Origin of the sequence: Neisseria sp. KEM232, assembly GCF_002237445.1 — a bacterium.
Lineage (GTDB): Bacteria > Pseudomonadota > Gammaproteobacteria > Burkholderiales > Neisseriaceae > Neisseria.
This window is the reverse complement of sequence record NZ_CP022527.1, coordinates 829,368-844,239: the sequence shown is the minus strand read 5'-3', so window position 1 is coordinate 844,239 and position 14,872 is coordinate 829,368. Positions and strand designations below refer to the sequence as shown.

Annotated in this window: 14 protein-coding genes and 2 pseudogenes; 5 read left to right on the top strand and 11 right to left on the bottom strand. The window is 59.2% G+C overall.

Annotated elements, in window-relative coordinates; all coding sequences use genetic code 11:
• Positions 1-110 precede the first annotated feature (110 nt).
• The 8 genes from CGZ77_RS04170 to arsC form a co-directional block, all read right to left on the bottom strand.
• Positions 111-1,958 (bottom strand): ABC transporter ATP-binding protein, encoded by a 1,848-nt coding sequence (locus tag CGZ77_RS04170; RefSeq protein WP_009425400.1) that lies wholly within the window; start codon positions 1,956-1,958, stop codon positions 111-113.
• 182 nt (positions 1,959-2,140) lie between these two features.
• On the bottom strand, positions 2,141-3,358 hold the full coding sequence (locus CGZ77_RS04165) for an MFS transporter (protein WP_009425399.1): 1,218 nt from the start codon (positions 3,356-3,358) through the stop codon (positions 2,141-2,143).
• A gap of 289 nt (positions 3,359-3,647) precedes the next feature.
• Positions 3,648-4,094, bottom strand: coding sequence for a protein-export chaperone SecB (gene secB, locus CGZ77_RS04160; protein WP_009425397.1), 447 nt, complete (start codon positions 4,092-4,094; stop codon positions 3,648-3,650).
• 52 nt (positions 4,095-4,146) lie between these two features.
• Positions 4,147-4,407: a glutaredoxin 3 gene (grxC, locus tag CGZ77_RS04155; RefSeq protein ID WP_036495581.1), complete on the bottom strand. Its 261-nt coding sequence runs from the start codon at positions 4,405-4,407 to the stop codon at positions 4,147-4,149.
• A gap of 106 nt (positions 4,408-4,513) precedes the next feature.
• Complete coding sequence (locus tag CGZ77_RS04150) at positions 4,514-5,626, bottom strand: DUF1176 domain-containing protein (RefSeq protein WP_009425395.1); 1,113 nt, start codon at positions 5,624-5,626, stop codon at positions 4,514-4,516.
• 77 nt (positions 5,627-5,703) lie between these two features.
• The gene (gene metK, locus CGZ77_RS04145) at positions 5,704-6,873 is read right to left on the bottom strand and encodes a methionine adenosyltransferase (protein WP_009425394.1); all 1,170 of its coding nucleotides are present in this window, start codon (positions 6,871-6,873) and stop codon (positions 5,704-5,706) included.
• Positions 6,874-7,170: 297 nt separating this feature from the next.
• The gene (locus CGZ77_RS04140) at positions 7,171-7,839 is read right to left on the bottom strand and encodes a YdcF family protein (protein ID WP_009425393.1); all 669 of its coding nucleotides are present in this window, start codon (positions 7,837-7,839) and stop codon (positions 7,171-7,173) included.
• A gap of 55 nt (positions 7,840-7,894) precedes the next feature.
• Positions 7,895-8,257, bottom strand: coding sequence for an arsenate reductase (glutaredoxin) (arsC, locus tag CGZ77_RS04135; RefSeq protein WP_036495578.1), 363 nt, complete (start codon positions 8,255-8,257; stop codon positions 7,895-7,897).
• Positions 8,258-8,426: 169 nt separating this feature from the next.
• Between arsC and CGZ77_RS04130 the strand changes: the two genes are divergently transcribed.
• Both CGZ77_RS04130 and CGZ77_RS04125 read left to right on the top strand, forming a co-directional pair.
• Positions 8,427-8,903 (top strand): TlpA disulfide reductase family protein, encoded by a 477-nt coding sequence (locus CGZ77_RS04130; RefSeq protein WP_009425391.1) that lies wholly within the window; start codon positions 8,427-8,429, stop codon positions 8,901-8,903.
• 62 nt (positions 8,904-8,965) lie between these two features.
• Complete coding sequence (locus CGZ77_RS04125; RefSeq protein WP_009425390.1) at positions 8,966-9,205, top strand: hypothetical protein; 240 nt, start codon at positions 8,966-8,968, stop codon at positions 9,203-9,205.
• Between the two features lie 80 nt (positions 9,206-9,285).
• Here CGZ77_RS04125 and CGZ77_RS04120 read toward each other — a convergent pair.
• Positions 9,286-9,516, bottom strand: a pseudogene (locus tag CGZ77_RS04120) (iron ABC transporter ATP-binding protein); the annotation flags it as partial.
• Between CGZ77_RS04120 and CGZ77_RS04115 the strand changes: the two are divergent.
• Positions 9,515-9,724: pseudogene (locus CGZ77_RS04115) on the top strand (transposase); the annotation flags it as partial. The pseudogenes CGZ77_RS04120 and CGZ77_RS04115 sit on opposite strands and share 2 nt — an antisense overlap.
• 122 nt (positions 9,725-9,846) lie before the next feature.
• Here the strand turns inward: CGZ77_RS04115 and CGZ77_RS04110 are convergent.
• Positions 9,847-11,835 carry a TonB-dependent copper receptor gene (locus tag CGZ77_RS04110; RefSeq protein WP_009426621.1) on the bottom strand — a complete coding sequence of 663 codons (1,989 nt, stop codon included), beginning with the start codon at positions 11,833-11,835 and terminating at the stop codon, positions 9,847-9,849.
• 382 nt (positions 11,836-12,217) lie between these two features.
• Here CGZ77_RS04110 and CGZ77_RS04105 point away from each other — a divergent pair, with 382 nt between their 5' ends.
• Positions 12,218-13,744 (top strand): helicase HerA-like domain-containing protein, encoded by a 1,527-nt coding sequence (locus CGZ77_RS04105; protein ID WP_009426623.1) that lies wholly within the window; start codon positions 12,218-12,220, stop codon positions 13,742-13,744.
• Between the two features lie 381 nt (positions 13,745-14,125).
• The gene (locus CGZ77_RS12435) at positions 14,126-14,410 is read left to right on the top strand and encodes a DUF4189 domain-containing protein (protein WP_232304400.1); all 285 of its coding nucleotides are present in this window, start codon (positions 14,126-14,128) and stop codon (positions 14,408-14,410) included.
• Between the two features lie 217 nt (positions 14,411-14,627).
• Here the strand turns inward: CGZ77_RS12435 and CGZ77_RS11995 are convergent, their stop codons facing one another.
• Positions 14,628-14,828 (bottom strand): hypothetical protein, encoded by a 201-nt coding sequence (locus CGZ77_RS11995; RefSeq protein ID WP_157058139.1) that lies wholly within the window; start codon positions 14,826-14,828, stop codon positions 14,628-14,630.
• Positions 14,829-14,872 lie beyond the last annotated feature (44 nt).

Genomic DNA, 14,872 nt, shown 5'->3' with positions numbered 1-14,872 from the left:
GTGGGAACACGGCCTGAGGCCGTCTGAAAGCGGGTTTCGTGGGTTTCAGACGGCCTCAGGCGTAAAATTTCAGGCCGTCTGAAAACCTTTCAGACGGCCTCTGTGCCTGTTTATCCGTGCTGTTCGCTGTTGAGGAAACCGCCGCTTTGGCGCGACCAGAGTTTGGCGTACAGCCCGTTTTGCGCCAGCAGCTCTTCGTGGCTGCCTTCTTCGACGATGCGGCCTTTGTCGAGCACGATGAGCCTGTCCATTGCGGCGATGGTGGAGAGGCGGTGGGCGATGGCGATTACGGTTTTGCCGTCCATCATTTTGTCGAGGCTCTCCTGAATCGCGGCTTCCACTTCCGAATCGAGCGCGCTGGTGGCTTCGTCAAGAAGCAGAATCGGCGCGTCTTTGAGCATCACGCGGGCGATGGCGATGCGCTGGCGCTGGCCGCCGGAGAGTTTCACGCCGCGCTCGCCCACATGGGCATCGTAGCCGCGCCGCCCTTTGGCATCCGACAGGTTGGGGATAAAGTCGGCGGCTTCAGCCAACTCGGCGGCGGCCACCATTTCTTCGTCGCCGGCATCGGGGCGGCCGTAAACGATGTTGTCGCGCACAGAGCGGTGCAAGAGGCTGGTGTCTTGCGTCACCAGGCCGATTTGCGCGCGCAGGCTCTCTTGGGTAACGCTGTCGACGTTTTGCCCGTCGATGGAAATCGTGCCGCTTTGCGGCTCGTAAAAGCGCAAGAGCAGGTTCACGATCGTGGATTTCCCCGCGCCGCTGCGGCCGATAAGGCCGACTTTTTCGCCCGGCTTGATGGTGAGGTTGAAGCCGTTGAGCAGCGGTTTGCCCGCTTCGTAGGAGAAATCGACGTGGTCGAACTTGATTTCGCCCGCGCTCACTTTCAGCGGCAGCGCGGCCGGTTTGTCCAAAATCGTCTGCGGTTTGGAGAGTGTGGCCATGCCGTCTGAAACAGTGCCCATGTTTTCAAACAGGCGCGCCGATTCCCACATGATGTATTGCGACAGGCCGTTGACGCGCAAGGCCATGGCCGTGGCGGTGGCCACCGCGCCCGCGCCGACCTGACCCTGATGCCACAGCCAGATGCCCAGCGCGGCGGTGGAGAGCGTCAGCGAGGAATTGACGATAAAGCTGGACGTGTGCAGCAGCGTAGCCAAACGCATCTGCGCGTGTACCGTTACCATAAATTCTTCCATCGACTGCCTGGCATAAGCCGCCTCGCGCGCGCCGTGGGAGAAAAGTTTTACCGTCGTGATATTGGAATAGGCGTCGGTGATGCGGCCGGTCATCAGGCTGCGGGCATCGGCCTGCGCGGCGGCGGTTTTGCCCAGCTTGGGAATCAGCAGCTTCATCACCAGCACAAAGCCGACAATCCAGCCGACAAAGGGCAAAAGCAGCCAGCCGTCGAGCGACACCAGAATAATGCCCGACGTGATGAAATACACCAGCACATACACCACCATATCGGCCACGGTCATCACCACGTCGCGCAGCGCCAGCGCGGTCTGCATCACTTTGGCCGACACGCGTCCGGCAAATTCGTCTTGATAAAAGCCGAGGCTCTGCCCCAGCATCAGGCGGTGGAAATTCCAGCGCAGGCGCATGGGGAACACGCCCTGCAAGGTTTGCAGGCGCACGTTGGAAGTGAAAAACGTCCAAAACACGCCGAACACCATCATCGCCGCCATACCGAACAAAGCCCAGCCTTTTTCGGCAAACAGCGTATCGGGCGTGTATCTGCCCAGCCAGTCGACCACTTTGCCCATAAACTGAAACAGCAAGGCTTCCATAATGCCGATGCCCGCCGTCATCAGCGCGAGTACGGCAATCCATTTGCGCACGCCGTCGGTGGCCGACCAGATAAAGGGAAACAGCCCCTTTTTCGGCGTCATCGGCGCCACGTCGGGATAGGTTTCGATACGGTTTTCAAACCAGGAAAAAATTTTTTTAATCATATTGTTGTTTGCTCTGCGTATTTCAGACGGCCTGCGTAATCGCAGGCCGTCTGAAAAATGGAAAGGCCGCATTCTACGGGAAAAGCCGCGGCGGCAAAAGCAGCGGCACACAGGGCAAAAGGCCGTCTGAAAACGCCTTTTCCGCTCGGAAACGGGCTTTCAGACGGCCTCTTGCGGTAGCTTTACCGCTCCGCTTCCGGCTCGCGTATCGGCAAGTTCAGCAGCGCCGCCGCGCCCGCCAACGCCATATCGGCATACCACATCCAGCCGTAGTCGTTGAAGGCCGACACCACGCGCCCGCCCAGATACGAACCGAGAAAACCGCCTATCTGGTGGCTGAGCATGGTAAGGCCGAACAGCGTCGCCAGATAGCGCGTGCCGAACAGCTTACCCGTCAGCGCGGCGGTGGGGGCGACGGTCGCCAGCCAGGTAAAGCCCAGCCCGGAGGCAAACAGGTAGAAATTCATATCGGTGCGCGGCGCTGCGAGATAGGCCGCCACCAGCAGCACGCGCGAACCGTACAGGGCGGCGAGCACGTATTTGGCACGGAAGCGGCCGACGCACCAGCCGGAAAACAGGCAGCCGGCAATGTTCGCCAAACCGATTACCGCCAGCGAGGCCGAAGCCACCGACGGCGGCAGGCCGCACAGCGCGATTTCCGTCGGCAGGTGCGTCACCAAAAAAGCAATGTGAAAGCCGCAGGTGAAAAATCCCGCGTGCAAAAGCAGATAGCTGCGGTTGCGGAAAGCGGCGGCCACCGCGCCTTTGAGGCCGCCTGCTTCGTGCGCCTGCGCCGAGGCAGCTGAGGCCGTCTGAACGCTGCCGCGCGTCAGCCACCATGCCACGGGCACAATCAGCAGTGCGATGCCGCTCCATACATAAAACACGCCCTGCCAGCCCGCATAGGGCAGCACCAAAAGCCCCTGCACCAGCGGCGCAAACAGAAACTGCCCCGCCGAGCCGCCCGCGTTCACCGCGCCCGAAGCCAGCCCGCGCATCTGCGGCGGCAGCTTCGCCGCCACCTGCCCCATGATGATGGAAAAGCCGCCCGCGCCCGTACCGAAAGCCAGCAGCACGCCCACCGTCAGCATCATGCCCCACAGCGTCGGCAGCTGCGGCACGAGAAAACAGGCCGCCGACAGCAGCAGCGCGCCGCCCGCCAGCACCCTGCGTGCGCCGAAACGGTCGGCCAGTGCGCCCGTCACCGGCTGCGCCACGCCCCACATCAGCTGGAACACGGCAATCACCAGGCTGAACTGTTCGATGCCCAGCGCCGTGGTGTTGACGACGGGTTGGACAAATAGCCCCAAAGACATCCTCATGCCGATGGTAACCAAAAGGATAAAGGCCGCCGCCGAAATCACCGGCCACGGATTGACATGTGTCTGATGCGTATCCATAAAATAATTTTAACGCTGTGCGGGTTTCAAGAGCGGCGGACTATAACAAACTTTGCCGCCGCCGCTAAATAACCGCTGCTTCTTTCGATATGTCGGACAAAGGCCGTCTGAAAGCCCTTTCGGGGTTTTCAGACGGCCTTTGAGCCGCAGGCAAAACGCAGGACACGTTTGCCGCTGCCTTGCAACAAACCGCGTGCGTACCTGCGGTACACACCCTACTCCGATATTCAAAGGCCGTCTGAAAACCCCGAAAGGGCTTTCAGACGGCCTTTAAACCGCGTATCGGGAATCAGGCGTTGCCCTGTTCCTGCTGCTGTTGGTACATCGCCTCGAAGTTGATCGGGGCAAGCAGCACGGGCGGGAAACCTGCGCGGGTGATGGCGGAAGACACGGCTTCGCGCGCGTAGGGGAACAGGATGTTCGGGCAGGCCACCGACAGCAGCACCGACATATCCTCTTCGGGAATGTTTTCCAAACGGAAGATGCCGTTTTGCGTGACTTCGTTGAGGAACATCACGCGCTCGTCTTCGAGACGGGCGGTGACGGTAACGGTGACGGACACGTCGTAGAAGTTGTCTTCCAGTTTTTCGCTCTGCGTGGAAATACGCATTTCGACATTGGGCTCGCCCTGTTCGAGGAAGACGCGCGGCGCGTGCGGCACTTCCAAAGACAGGTCTTTGACGTAGATTTTTTCAATGCTGAAAACGGGTTGCTGCTGGTTTTCTTGTTCGCTCATGTTTGCTCTCGCTTTTGGGTTGTGCCGTCTGAAAACGGCGGGGTTGGAAAATCTATTCGCCCGACAGCATTTCGGTCAGGCGGCCGGCGTTGTGCAGGGCGCGCAGCTCGCTGAAACCGCCGACGTGTTTGCCGCCGATGAAAATCTGCGGCACGGTGCGCGTGCCGGTGGCCTGGCGCATGGTTTCAAAGGCTTCGGGGTCGGTGTGCGCGCCGATTTCGACGATGTTTTGCACGCCGAACTGTTTGAGCAGGGCTTTGGCCATATTGCAGTAGGGGCAGTGCGGGCCGGAGTAGAGGGTAACGGTGGGCACGGGGTTTCCTTTCAAAGGCCGCCATTATGGCGGCTGCGGGCGGATTTGCAAGTGGGAGGCCGTCTGAAATCCCGTTTTCGGTTTTCAGACGGCCTTCTGCCTATCGCTATCGGGTTTTGCCGACAAACAGGGGCAGCGTCCACGCGCCGCCCAAAAAGCCTTTGCACTGGCCGGTGGTATGTTCGCTGCTGCGCACGAACGTGTGGCCGTTCCACACCGCGCTTTGCCCGCTCCAACAGTCGCCCAAGCCGCGCCCTTTGAAACTGCCCGACAGCGTGGCGGTTTTCGGGTCGAAGCCGCCGCTGCCGCCGTATTGGCGCGGCAGCACCTGTTCGACGCGGGTCAGTTTGGCGTCCATCACGGCGTTAAAACCCGTGCCCTGATACGCGCCCGATATGCACGAAGTGTCAACCAGCACCTGTTTGGCGTTCAGCGGATAAACCGTAATGCCGCCCTGCCGCTCGGCTTCGTGCAGGTCGGGGCAACGGTCGGTCAGGTCGCCGTCTTCCCTGCCGTTATTGCTCTTTTGCAGCAAGGCCATGACTGCTTTGTGTTTGGCCGTACCCTTTTTCAGTTCGTACTCTCCTTTTTGCGGTACGGCCACGGCGCGGATCAGCGGCACGGGTTGCGGCGGCAATGCTTCGCTGCGGCTCTGCCCTTTGCGTATCAGGGCGGAGGGCGTGTTCAGACGGCCTTGGAATTCGTCAACCTTCAACATGGCCGCCGCCGCGCCTTTGTCCGACAGCGTCCATTTTTGTGCGCCCGACACAACTTCGATTTTCGCGTCGCCCCGCAGCGCGGCAAGCAGGGCTTGGGTTTGCGCGCCGCTGAGTTTGCCGTAGCCGTCTTGGTTAAAACGCAGCGTGCCGAGTGTTTTGCCGTTGAGCCGCAGTTCGCTTTTGGCCGCCAGCTTCAAATCGGGGGCGTTGTCTATAAAATCGGGGGCGACAGCGATTTGCCCGACAACCGGCGCATTGCCGCCCGCTTGGCGTGTGAACAATACGGACACGGGGTGTTCGACCTCTGCATCGCCCTGATAGCCTGCGATGCGGCAGGTGCCCGTGTTGTCGCAGGCGGCATCCCAGTCTTGGTAGCTTTCATAAAAGCCCTGCGAGGCGGCGGGCGGGGCGACGCGGTAGTCGGGGCCAGGATGATAACCCAGCGCGAAGGCGGCGGCAGGAAGGAGGGCGAGTACGGGGATAAGGACGGGGGATTTCATGGGTTTCCCTTTTGAAACAATCTGAAAAGGCCGTCTGAAAACGCAAAAAATGCTTTTCAGACGGCCTTTGTTACGCTTTACAGCCCTGCGGCGGCTTTGAGCGCGGCGGCTTTGTCGGTGCGCTCCCAGGTGAACTCGGGCTCTTCGCGGCCGAAGTGGCCGTAGGCGGCGGTTTTGCTGTAAATCGGGCGCAGGAGGTCGAGCATTTTGACGATGCCTTTGGGGCGCAGGTCGAAATGTTCGCGCACCAGCGCAATCAGTTTGTCTTCGCTGATTTTGCCTGTGCCGAAGGTGTCGATGGCTATCGAGGTCGGCTCGGCGATGCCGATGGCGTAGGAGATTTGGATTTGGCACTGGGTGGCGAGGCCGGCGGCGACGATGTTTTTGGCGACGTAGCGGCAGGCGTAGGCGGCGGAGCGGTCGACCTTGCTCGGGTCTTTGCCGGAGAATGCGCCGCCGCCGTGCGGAGCTGCGCCGCCGTAGGTATCGACGATGATTTTGCGTCCGGTTAAGCCGCAGTCGCCGTGCGGGCCGCCGATGACGAATTTGCCGGTGGGATTAATCAGGTATTTGGTTTCGGCGGTGAGCATTTCGGGCGGCAACACGGGCTTGATAATCTGCTCGATAACCTGTTTTTCCAGCTCTTCATGGCTGATTTCGGGGTCGTGCTGGGTGGAAAGGACGACGGTGTCGATGCGTTTGACCTTACCGGTTTCGCTGTCGTACACGGCGGTAATCTGCGCTTTGGCATCGGGGCGCAGCCAGCTCAGGCGGCCGTCGCGGCGCAATTCGCTTTGGCGCTGCATCAGGCGGTGGCTGTAGTAGATGGCAAAGGGCATCAGGGTGGGCGTTTCGTCGCAGGCATAGCCGAACATCAGCCCTTGGTCGCCCGCGCCCTGCGCCAAATCCAAGCCTTCGCCTTCGTTCACGCCTTGGGCGATGTCGGGCGATTGTTGGTCGTAGTACACGCCGACGGCGCAGCCTTTGGCATCAAAACACAGCGCGGGGTCGTTGTAGCCGATGCGCGCGATGGTTTCGCGGGCGACTTTGATGTAATCGACGTGGGCATGGGTGGTGATTTCGCCGGCGAGTACGCACAGGCCGGTGTTGACTAAGGTTTCGGCGGCCACGCGGGCGGCGGGGTCTTGCGCCAAAACGGCGTCGAGAATGGCATCGGAGATTTGGTCGGCCACTTTGTCGGGATGGCCTTCGGACACGGATTCGGAGGTGAAGAGGTATTCGCTCATGGTGGTAACCTTTCTGGTTCGGCAGGCGTTCAGACGGCCTGCGGGGTTCTGTAAGGCCGTCTGAAAAACAGACAGCGGGCAAACAGCATTTCAGCGGGGCAAAAAAATACCCGCATTCAAGCGGGATTTCGATTGCCTGCCGCCGCAACGGCGCAAGCCACATCGGTTTTTGAAAAACCGTCCACCTTACTCTTACCTGTCAAAACCGTAAAAAAGCAGGTTGGCATGGAAGTCCCAACTCTTAATGCGCCGCGGATGGTAGCAAATCCGACGCGGCGCGGCAAGGAGGCGGACGTGTCAGCCGAAGCCGAAAAAGGACATGACGCTGCTGCCCGCCCGCCATGCGTAGTAGCCCGCCAGCAGGACGGTTTCGCGCAGCCAGAAGCGGAATTGGCTTTCGCGGTCGGTGTAGCGCGTGGTGGGCGTGGGCGACACTTCGGCCTCCAAACCCAAATCACGGGCGACGGCGGCGGTGCGCGCCAGATGCAGCGGGTCGCTGACGATCACGATTTTGTACAGCCCTTCTTCGTGCAGCAGCGGGCGGATGTTGGCGAGGTTTTCGTAGGTGGTGCGCGACTTGGTTTCCATGATGATGTCGCGCGCGGGCACGCCCTGTTTGACAGCATAACGCCGCCCGACGGCAGCCTCGCTCATAAAACCTTTTTTCACCGCGCCGCCGGTGAAGGCGATTTTGCGCACGCGGCCGCTCTGGTAGAGCACGATGGCGTGGTTGATGCGCTCGCGGAACACGGGCGAAGGACGCGAATCCCAAGCCGCCGCGCCCAGCACCACCGCCGCATCGCCGTGATAGCCCGGCGGCAGCGCGGCGCGGGCGGTGCGGTAAACCTGCACGCCGCACAAAACCAGCACCAGCAGCACCGCCAGCACGCTGGCAATCATGCCGCGCCACAAATAACCCCACAAAATACGCGGCCGTCTGAAAAGCCGCCGGGCTTTGCCGTTCATCGCCACACGTCCCGTTTCCTATCGTTTAGGCCGTCTGAAAGCGCGCCGCCGTGTTTCAGACGGCCTCTTCCCGCACCAGATCGACAATGTTTTCCAGCGGCCTGCCGATGGCGGCTCTGCCGCCGTACACGGCAATCGGCCGCTCCAATAAGGCGGGATGTGCGGCAATGGCGGCCAGCAGCTCCTCGTTGTCCGCACCGTCGAGGTTTAATTCGCGGTACAAATCGTCTTTCACGCGCATCATGCCGCGCACGTCGGCAAGGCCGAGTTTGCCGGCCAGATCGCGCAGCCCGCCGACCGACAGCGGCTCGTCGAGATAGCGCACCGTGTCGGCGGCAAAGCCGTTTTCTGCCAGCCACTCGGCGGCGGCACGGGATTTGGAACAGCGCGGATTGTGGTAGAGCGTAACGGATTTCATGCGGCCTCCTGTTGCCTGCGGATTTGAGCAATTTAGGTTAAGCATTGTAAACCCGCCCCGCCGTTTGTGGCAAAGATTTGCCCCCGCGCAAAATCTGCCGCGCGGCAAAGGGGTTATAATCGCCGCCGTTTTCCCGTCCGCATCCGCGATATATATATAGGAGCCAGTCATGAAACCGTCTTTTCTGTCCGCCGCCGTCCTCATCCTTGCCGCCCTGCCCGCCGCAGCCGCCGATTTGGCCGCCTTTCCCGAGGGCAAAGCGCGCGATTTCGCCGATTTGAAAGCACCCGTGCGCATCGTCAACTTCTGGGGCTCGTACTGCAAACCCTGCGTCAAAGAAATGCCCGAAATGTCGGCCTGGTTTAAAAAACAGAAAAAAGGCAGCGTCGATCTGGTCGGCATCGCCGTAGACCGCAAAGAAAACATCGCCGCCTTTTTGAAACAAACGCCCGTGTCCTACCCCGTGTGGCACTACACCGGCAACGACAGCCGCAGCTTTATGAAAGCACACGGCAACACCGTCGGCGCCCTGCCTTTCACCACCGTCGAAGCCGTCAAATGCGGCAAACGCGAAGCCATCCTCGGCGGCGTCGACAGTAAAAAACTCGACGAAGCGGTGAAAAAAGTCTCCGCCGCCTGCAAATAAGCCGCCACGGCAAAAGGCCGTCTGAAACCTCTTTCAGACGGCCTCACGCACATCCAAACACCATGAACGAACCCATCCGCAACCGCCAAGACTTCCTGCTTTTTCTAGAAAAATTTTCCGCCGAAGCGGCAAAGGGCGGCCTCACCAACGCAAGCCTGCCCGAATTCCTCGCCGCAATGGCAGGCTGGATAGAAGACATGGACGGCTACTACACCAATATGAACCAACCCTTTTGCGACGGCGAAACCCTCACTTGGCGCACACTGGCCGACATCCTCTGCGCGGCGGCGGTGTACGAATAAAGGCCGTCTGAATTTGGCCGTCTGAAAAACCTGCTTCGCAGGTTTTTCAGACGGCCTTTTGGGGCTGCACAGTCGGCGGTTCAAATATGGTGGATAACGAGTTTCTTGCCTTTGTAGTCGAGCACGTCGACGTCCATGTCGAACAGTTCGCGGATGTTGTCGGGGGTGAAGATTTTGTCGGGGGTGTCGGCCATGAAAACCGCGCCGTTTTTCATGGCGACGACGTAGTCGGCGTAGGCGGCGGCCTGGTTGATGTCGTGCAAAACGACGACGGTGGTGCGCTTGTGTTCGTCGGTGAGGCGGCGCAGCAGGATTAATCACAGCAAGCTGTTTGCCGACAGACAGAACCATATCAACGGCATTGAAAATTTCTGGAATCAGGCAAAGCGCGTACTGCGCAAATACAATGGAATCGACCGTAAATCTTTCCCGCTTTTCTTGAAAGAATGCGAGTTCCGTTTTAACTTTGGCACACCCTCCGAGCAGCTTAAAGTGCTGCGCCGGTGGTGTGAAATTTAGGGCTTATCTAGTACAGCCCCTATCAAAAAGCCTCATCCGCTATGAATCCCGATTCGGCAAAAGGCCGTCTGAAAACCGAAAATAGGTTTTCAGACGGCCTTTCTGCTGCTTGTTGTGCCCGATTAGAACCGTGCCTGCAGTCTTAGCCAGGCAGTGCGTCCTGGTTCGTTGACGCGGGTGGTTTTAATGCCTGCGGCGGGGTCGACGTTGGAGCCGCTTTTGCTGACAAATTCGGCGTAGGTTTTGTTAAATACATTGTCCACGCCGCCTTGCAAAGTGGTGTATTTGTTCATTTTCCAGCCTGCGTTGAGCGAAAGGACGCCGAAGCCTGCGGCTGCGCCGAGGTCTTGGCCGACGATGTTACCCTGGCCTTGCGCATAACGGTTTTGCTTGGCGGCTACGCGCCAAAGTGCGCCTGCGCTGAATTTGCCGTTGTCCCAAGCAAGGCTGCTGTTCCATTCTAAGGGCGGGGTTTGCGCCAGCGGCAGGCCGTGGCTGCGGTTTTTGCCGCGCGTATAGGCCAGGCTGCTGCCGATTTCCCAGTCGGGGGCGAATTTCCATTTCACTTCGGCTTCGCCGCCGACGCGGGTGGCATCGATGTTGCAGGCGGTATATTGCGGGCAGTGGGTTTTGGCGCTCTCGACAATGATGAAGTCTTTGACTTTGCTGCCGAACACGGACAAGGAGCTGTGGACGTTGCCGCTGCTGTAGATTAGGCCGGCATCGATTTGACGGTTGGTTTCTTTTTTCAGGTTCGGCGCCCTGTTGCGTTCCCAATAGTCGGGCGAGCGTTGGGCGACGCCCAAACCTGCGTAATATTTGATGTTGCCGACGGTTTCTTCCCAGCGGGCAAAACCCGAGGTCAGCGAATAGTTTTGGTGGCGTTGTGCGCCGGCGGCGAAGTTGTGGCTGCCCTCATAATCGGCTTTGACTTTGTCGTGGCGCAGGCCGACCACCCATTTGCGGCTGTCGTTATGCTGCCATGCGGCTTCGGCAAAAGCGCCCCACTGTTTGAAGCTTTGGTTGGGCATATAGGGTTTGTGGCTGTAGCCTTCTCCGCGCATTTCCATGCGGGAAGCGTGTTTGTCGCGCATATAGTCAACGCCGGTTTGCAGATTGAGATTGTCCCAGTCGAAAGTGGCGCGGAGGTTGCCCGTGTCCGTGTTGCGTTTGGGGTTCATCGCGCTTTTGGGCATGGTCATGCCGTTGGGCATTTTGCCGGGCGTGCGCAGGCTGTAGTTGTCCATCACATGGTCGATTTCGCTCTCGCCGTAGCGCAGTTCCAGTTCTGTAAACCAGGGGGTGAGGCGTTTTTGTGTGAAGCGCACGTTCCATGCGTCGCGGTCGAATTTGCTGCCGTCCATCATGCGGTCGGCGTAGGCGGCTTTGGCGCGGCTGCGTTCGTATGTGCCCGCGATGGTGGTGTTTTCAGACGGCGTTACGCCCAGCTGCACCATTTGGTTGTCGCGTTTGAACTCGGAATGCACGCGGTTGCCGTCGCCGTCTTTATAGTCGTCGGCCTCGTTGTGCGACACGTTGGCGCGCAGGTAGCCGTATTTGCCGCCCGCTTCGCCTTCAAACGAAGCGTCGCGGCGGCCGTGGCTGCCGACTGTGACGCCGCCGCTGACGGAATAGGGTTTTTCGTCAAATTTCGGATCGTGGCGGACAAAGCGCACCGAACCCGTAATCAGTCCCATGCCCTGCGTAACCGTTTGCGGGCCTTTGGTGACGATCACTTCGTCGAAAGTGTTGGGGTGGATGTAGGCTGTGGGCGGATCCATGCGCATATTGCAGCCGCCGTAGATAAACTGGTCGTCGGCATTAATCGACAGGCGCGAGCCGCCCAAACCGCGAAACAGCGGGTCGCCCGAGCTGCCGCCTTTGCGGATGATGCTCATATTGGGCACGGATTGCAGCAAATCCGCGCCGTCGCCCGCGGGAAGCGGCTGGATGGCGGCTTTGGGATTGAATTTCACCGTATTGGCTTTTTTCTGCTGGGTGCCGGTGACGACCACGGAATCCAATGCGTTTTGTTCGACGGTTTCTTCCGCCGCCCAGACTTGGGATACGGCCAGCGCCAAAGGCAGCAGCAACCAGGTTTTTTGTTTCATTTCGATAATCTCCTGTATGGTTTGTTAAAATGATTAATAAAGCGTAATTACGCGTCAATTATAACCTGTTTTGTTATGTAGTAACGCATGGTAATTGTCGAATCAAGCATTGTTTGATTTAGCGCAAAGCATGTTTTGACAGGAATAATCGTCAGGCCGTCTGAACCATCCGGGCGGGCGCGGTGGGGTAGGGCGCTTGTGCGGACTCGGGAAAACGGCGTGTTCCGCCGTATGAACATAAATAATTTAACCAAACAATCCGCGCGCCCCGGCGAGGCGTTCAGACGGCCGTCGGCACCGGCAAGCAAGGTTTTTATGATGTCCGAACCGCGCCGAACCGCTACAATGCCGCCTGTTTTTTATCCGACACAGGAGCCGCAACATGAACCCGCTCACCATCGCCGTGCACGGCGCAGAACACAGCCCGCTCGACATCATTGCCAAAATGGCCAACCGCCACGGCCTGATTGCCGGGGCGACCGGCACCGGCAAAACCGTCACCCTGCGCAAAATGGCCGAAAGTTTCAGCAACCTCGGCGTCCCCGTTTTTCTCGCCGACGTAAAGGGCGACCTCTCCGGCATCGCCGCAGCGGGCGACGGCGCGGGCAAACCCGGCGAGCGCATGGCAGAGTTCGGCATCGACAAAAGCGGCTATCTCAAAGCCTTTCCCGTGCGCTTTTGGGACGTGTTCGGCGAAACCGGCATTCCCGTGCGCGTCACCGTATCGCAGATGGGGCCGATGCTGCTTTCCCGCCTGATGAACCTCAACGACACACAGGAAGGCCTGCTCAACCTCGTTTTCAAAGCCGCCGACGACCAAGGCTGGCACCTGATCGACCTGAAAGACCTGCGCGGCATGCTGCAATACGTCGCCGAACACGCCAAGGAATACCGCACGCAATACGGCAACGTCTCCGCCGCCAGCGTCGGCGCCATCCAGCGCCAGCTGCTCACCCTCGAAAACGAAGGCGCGGAGCGCTTTTTCGGCGAACCCGCCCTCAACCTGCAAGACTGGCTGCAAAGCGAAGGAGGGCAGGGCGTGATCAACATCCTCAACGCCGAAAAACTGATGCGCTCGCCGCGCATGTACAGCGCCTTTTTGCTGTGGTTTCTTGCCGAACTCTTCCAAACCCTGCCCGAAACGGGCGACCCCGACAAACCCAAATTCGTCATGTTCTTCGACGAAGCCCACCTGATGTTCGACAACGCAGCCCCCGCGCTGCTCGAACAGGTCGAACAAGTCGTGCGCCTGATCCGCTCCAAAGGCGTCGGCGTCTATTTCGTCACGCAAAACCCACTCGACATCCCCGACAGCGTGCTCGGCCAGCTCGGCAACCGCGTCCAGCACGCCCTGCGCGCCTTCACCCCGCGCGATCAGAAAGCCGTGAAAGCCGCCGCCGACACCTTCCGCAGCAAACCCGGCGTCAAAGTGGCCGAAGCCATCACCGAACTGGGCGTCGGCGAAGCGCTCGTCTCCTTCCTCGACGAAAAAGGCATGCCCGAACCCGTGGAACGCGCCTTCGTCCTGCCGCCCCAGTCGCTGCTCGCGCCCCTTGCCGCCCAAGAGCGCGACCAGCGCTTTTGCAACGACATCCTCTACCGCCACTACAAAGACGCCGTCGACAATTTCTCCGCCTACGAAGCCCTGCAACAGCTGGCCGCCCAAGCACCGCAGCAGGCGCAGCAGCCCGCCGCGCAGCAAGCCCCCGCGCAAAGCGCCGCGCCGCAGGAAAAATCCCAACCCGGCCTGCTCGAAGGCTTCCTCGGCGGCCTGTTCGGCAGCCGAAAAAAAGCCAATCAGGGATTGGGCTACGATCTGGCCGACAGCATCGGCAACCGCATCAACAAACAGGTTACCAACGCCATTTCCCGCAGCGTGATGGGCGTGATTAAAAACATGATGAAATAGCCTGCAAACGGATGGAGGCCGTCTGAAAGCGAAGCGCGACACCTGCCTTATACGGACTGCGCCTGCCAGTCATATGTATGACGGCACACCTTGTTTATCAACGACCCGAACCGCAAGGATTCGGCAGAAGCAAAAAGGACGAAAAACCGAATGAAGAAATGTGTTTTGTATTGTCGGGCTTGGCTAGTTTGAACGTATACGCAAACGGCTGTCCGGGACAATTTGACCCGTGAGCGGCATTTGCAGCTTTCAGGGAAACAATGGGGATCTGGTTCGCTACAATGTCGCCCCGCCGCAATCGCGGACAAGGCAGGAAGCCCCGCCCCCTGTGATGCTGCCGTCGAAATACGGGGCATTGGCGACTAGTTCTCAATTGGGTGTTTGGGGTGGGCGATCAATGAAAGCTCCAGAGAGAGGGCGGAACAAGCTGCATTGAATGAGTGTAGAAAATATGGTGGCGTCAACTGCAAAATTGAAGTTTGGGTGCGTAATGGTTGTTTTGCCGGGGTACAAGGGAAACAGGGCAAGAAAAATGGTGTTGTTTTTATGACTAAGGCAAGTAATGCAGAAGCAGCAGCATTGCATGAATGTAAGAAAGCGGGAATAAGTCATTGCCAGATTTTTGTTCCTGAGTCTTGCTCAATTCCTTCACGTTCCGATTTATAAAGCAAGCGTAGCGTGGCTCATCCGTAGGGTCTGCCGCCCCTGGCGACGCACGTACTCGATGCAATACCCGTCATACCCAAAGGCCGTCTGAAAGCCGAATTTCCGCTTTCAGACGGCCTTTCGCGCACCCGCACGGCTCCCGACAAACCCCAAACCGCGTGCGTCGCAGGATGGTACGTTTTACATTTGCTCCAAAAGGCCGTCTGAAAGCAGAATTTCAACCAAAGCTAAAACCCGTTTTAGCTTTTAACTTCGTTGAAGCTTCGCTTTCAGACGGCCTTTCCCGTATCTGCCGCGCTTTGGCAACAGTCGGGTCGATTTGGTGCGCCGCCGCTTCTTTCGTGCCGCGCACTGGTATAGAATCGCGCCCTTGCGCCATCTCTTCGGAGGCCGTCTGAAACGGTTTCGGAAACGTCATTCCCGCAAAGGCGGCGACGGCCTCCGCCACACAACAATCAAGGA

Bases quoted from the DNA above. Each gene is read 5' to 3' on its own strand.
- CGZ77_RS04170 (WP_009425400.1), bottom strand. From the start codon at position 1,958: ATGATTAAAAAAATTTTTTCCTGGTTTGAAAACCGTATCGAAACCTAT.
- CGZ77_RS04165 (WP_009425399.1), bottom strand. From the start codon at position 3,358: ATGGATACGCATCAGACACATGTCAATCCGTGGCCGGTGATTTCGGCG.
- secB (WP_009425397.1), bottom strand. From the start codon at position 4,094: ATGAGCGAACAAGAAAACCAGCAGCAACCCGTTTTCAGCATTGAAAAA.
- CGZ77_RS04150 (WP_009425395.1), bottom strand. From the start codon at position 5,626: ATGAAATCCCCCGTCCTTATCCCCGTACTCGCCCTCCTTCCTGCCGCC.
- metK (WP_009425394.1), bottom strand. From the start codon at position 6,873: ATGAGCGAATACCTCTTCACCTCCGAATCCGTGTCCGAAGGCCATCCC.
- CGZ77_RS04140 (WP_009425393.1), bottom strand. From the start codon at position 7,839: ATGAACGGCAAAGCCCGGCGGCTTTTCAGACGGCCGCGTATTTTGTGG.
- arsC (WP_036495578.1), bottom strand. From the start codon at position 8,257: ATGAAATCCGTTACGCTCTACCACAATCCGCGCTGTTCCAAATCCCGT.
- CGZ77_RS04130 (WP_009425391.1), top strand. From the start codon at position 8,427: ATGAAACCGTCTTTTCTGTCCGCCGCCGTCCTCATCCTTGCCGCCCTG.
- CGZ77_RS04125 (WP_009425390.1), top strand. From the start codon at position 8,966: ATGAACGAACCCATCCGCAACCGCCAAGACTTCCTGCTTTTTCTAGAA.
- CGZ77_RS04110 (WP_009426621.1), bottom strand. From the start codon at position 11,835: ATGAAACAAAAAACCTGGTTGCTGCTGCCTTTGGCGCTGGCCGTATCC.
- CGZ77_RS04105 (WP_009426623.1), top strand. From the start codon at position 12,218: ATGAACCCGCTCACCATCGCCGTGCACGGCGCAGAACACAGCCCGCTC.
- CGZ77_RS11995 (WP_157058139.1), bottom strand. From the start codon at position 14,828: ATGACGTTTCCGAAACCGTTTCAGACGGCCTCCGAAGAGATGGCGCAA.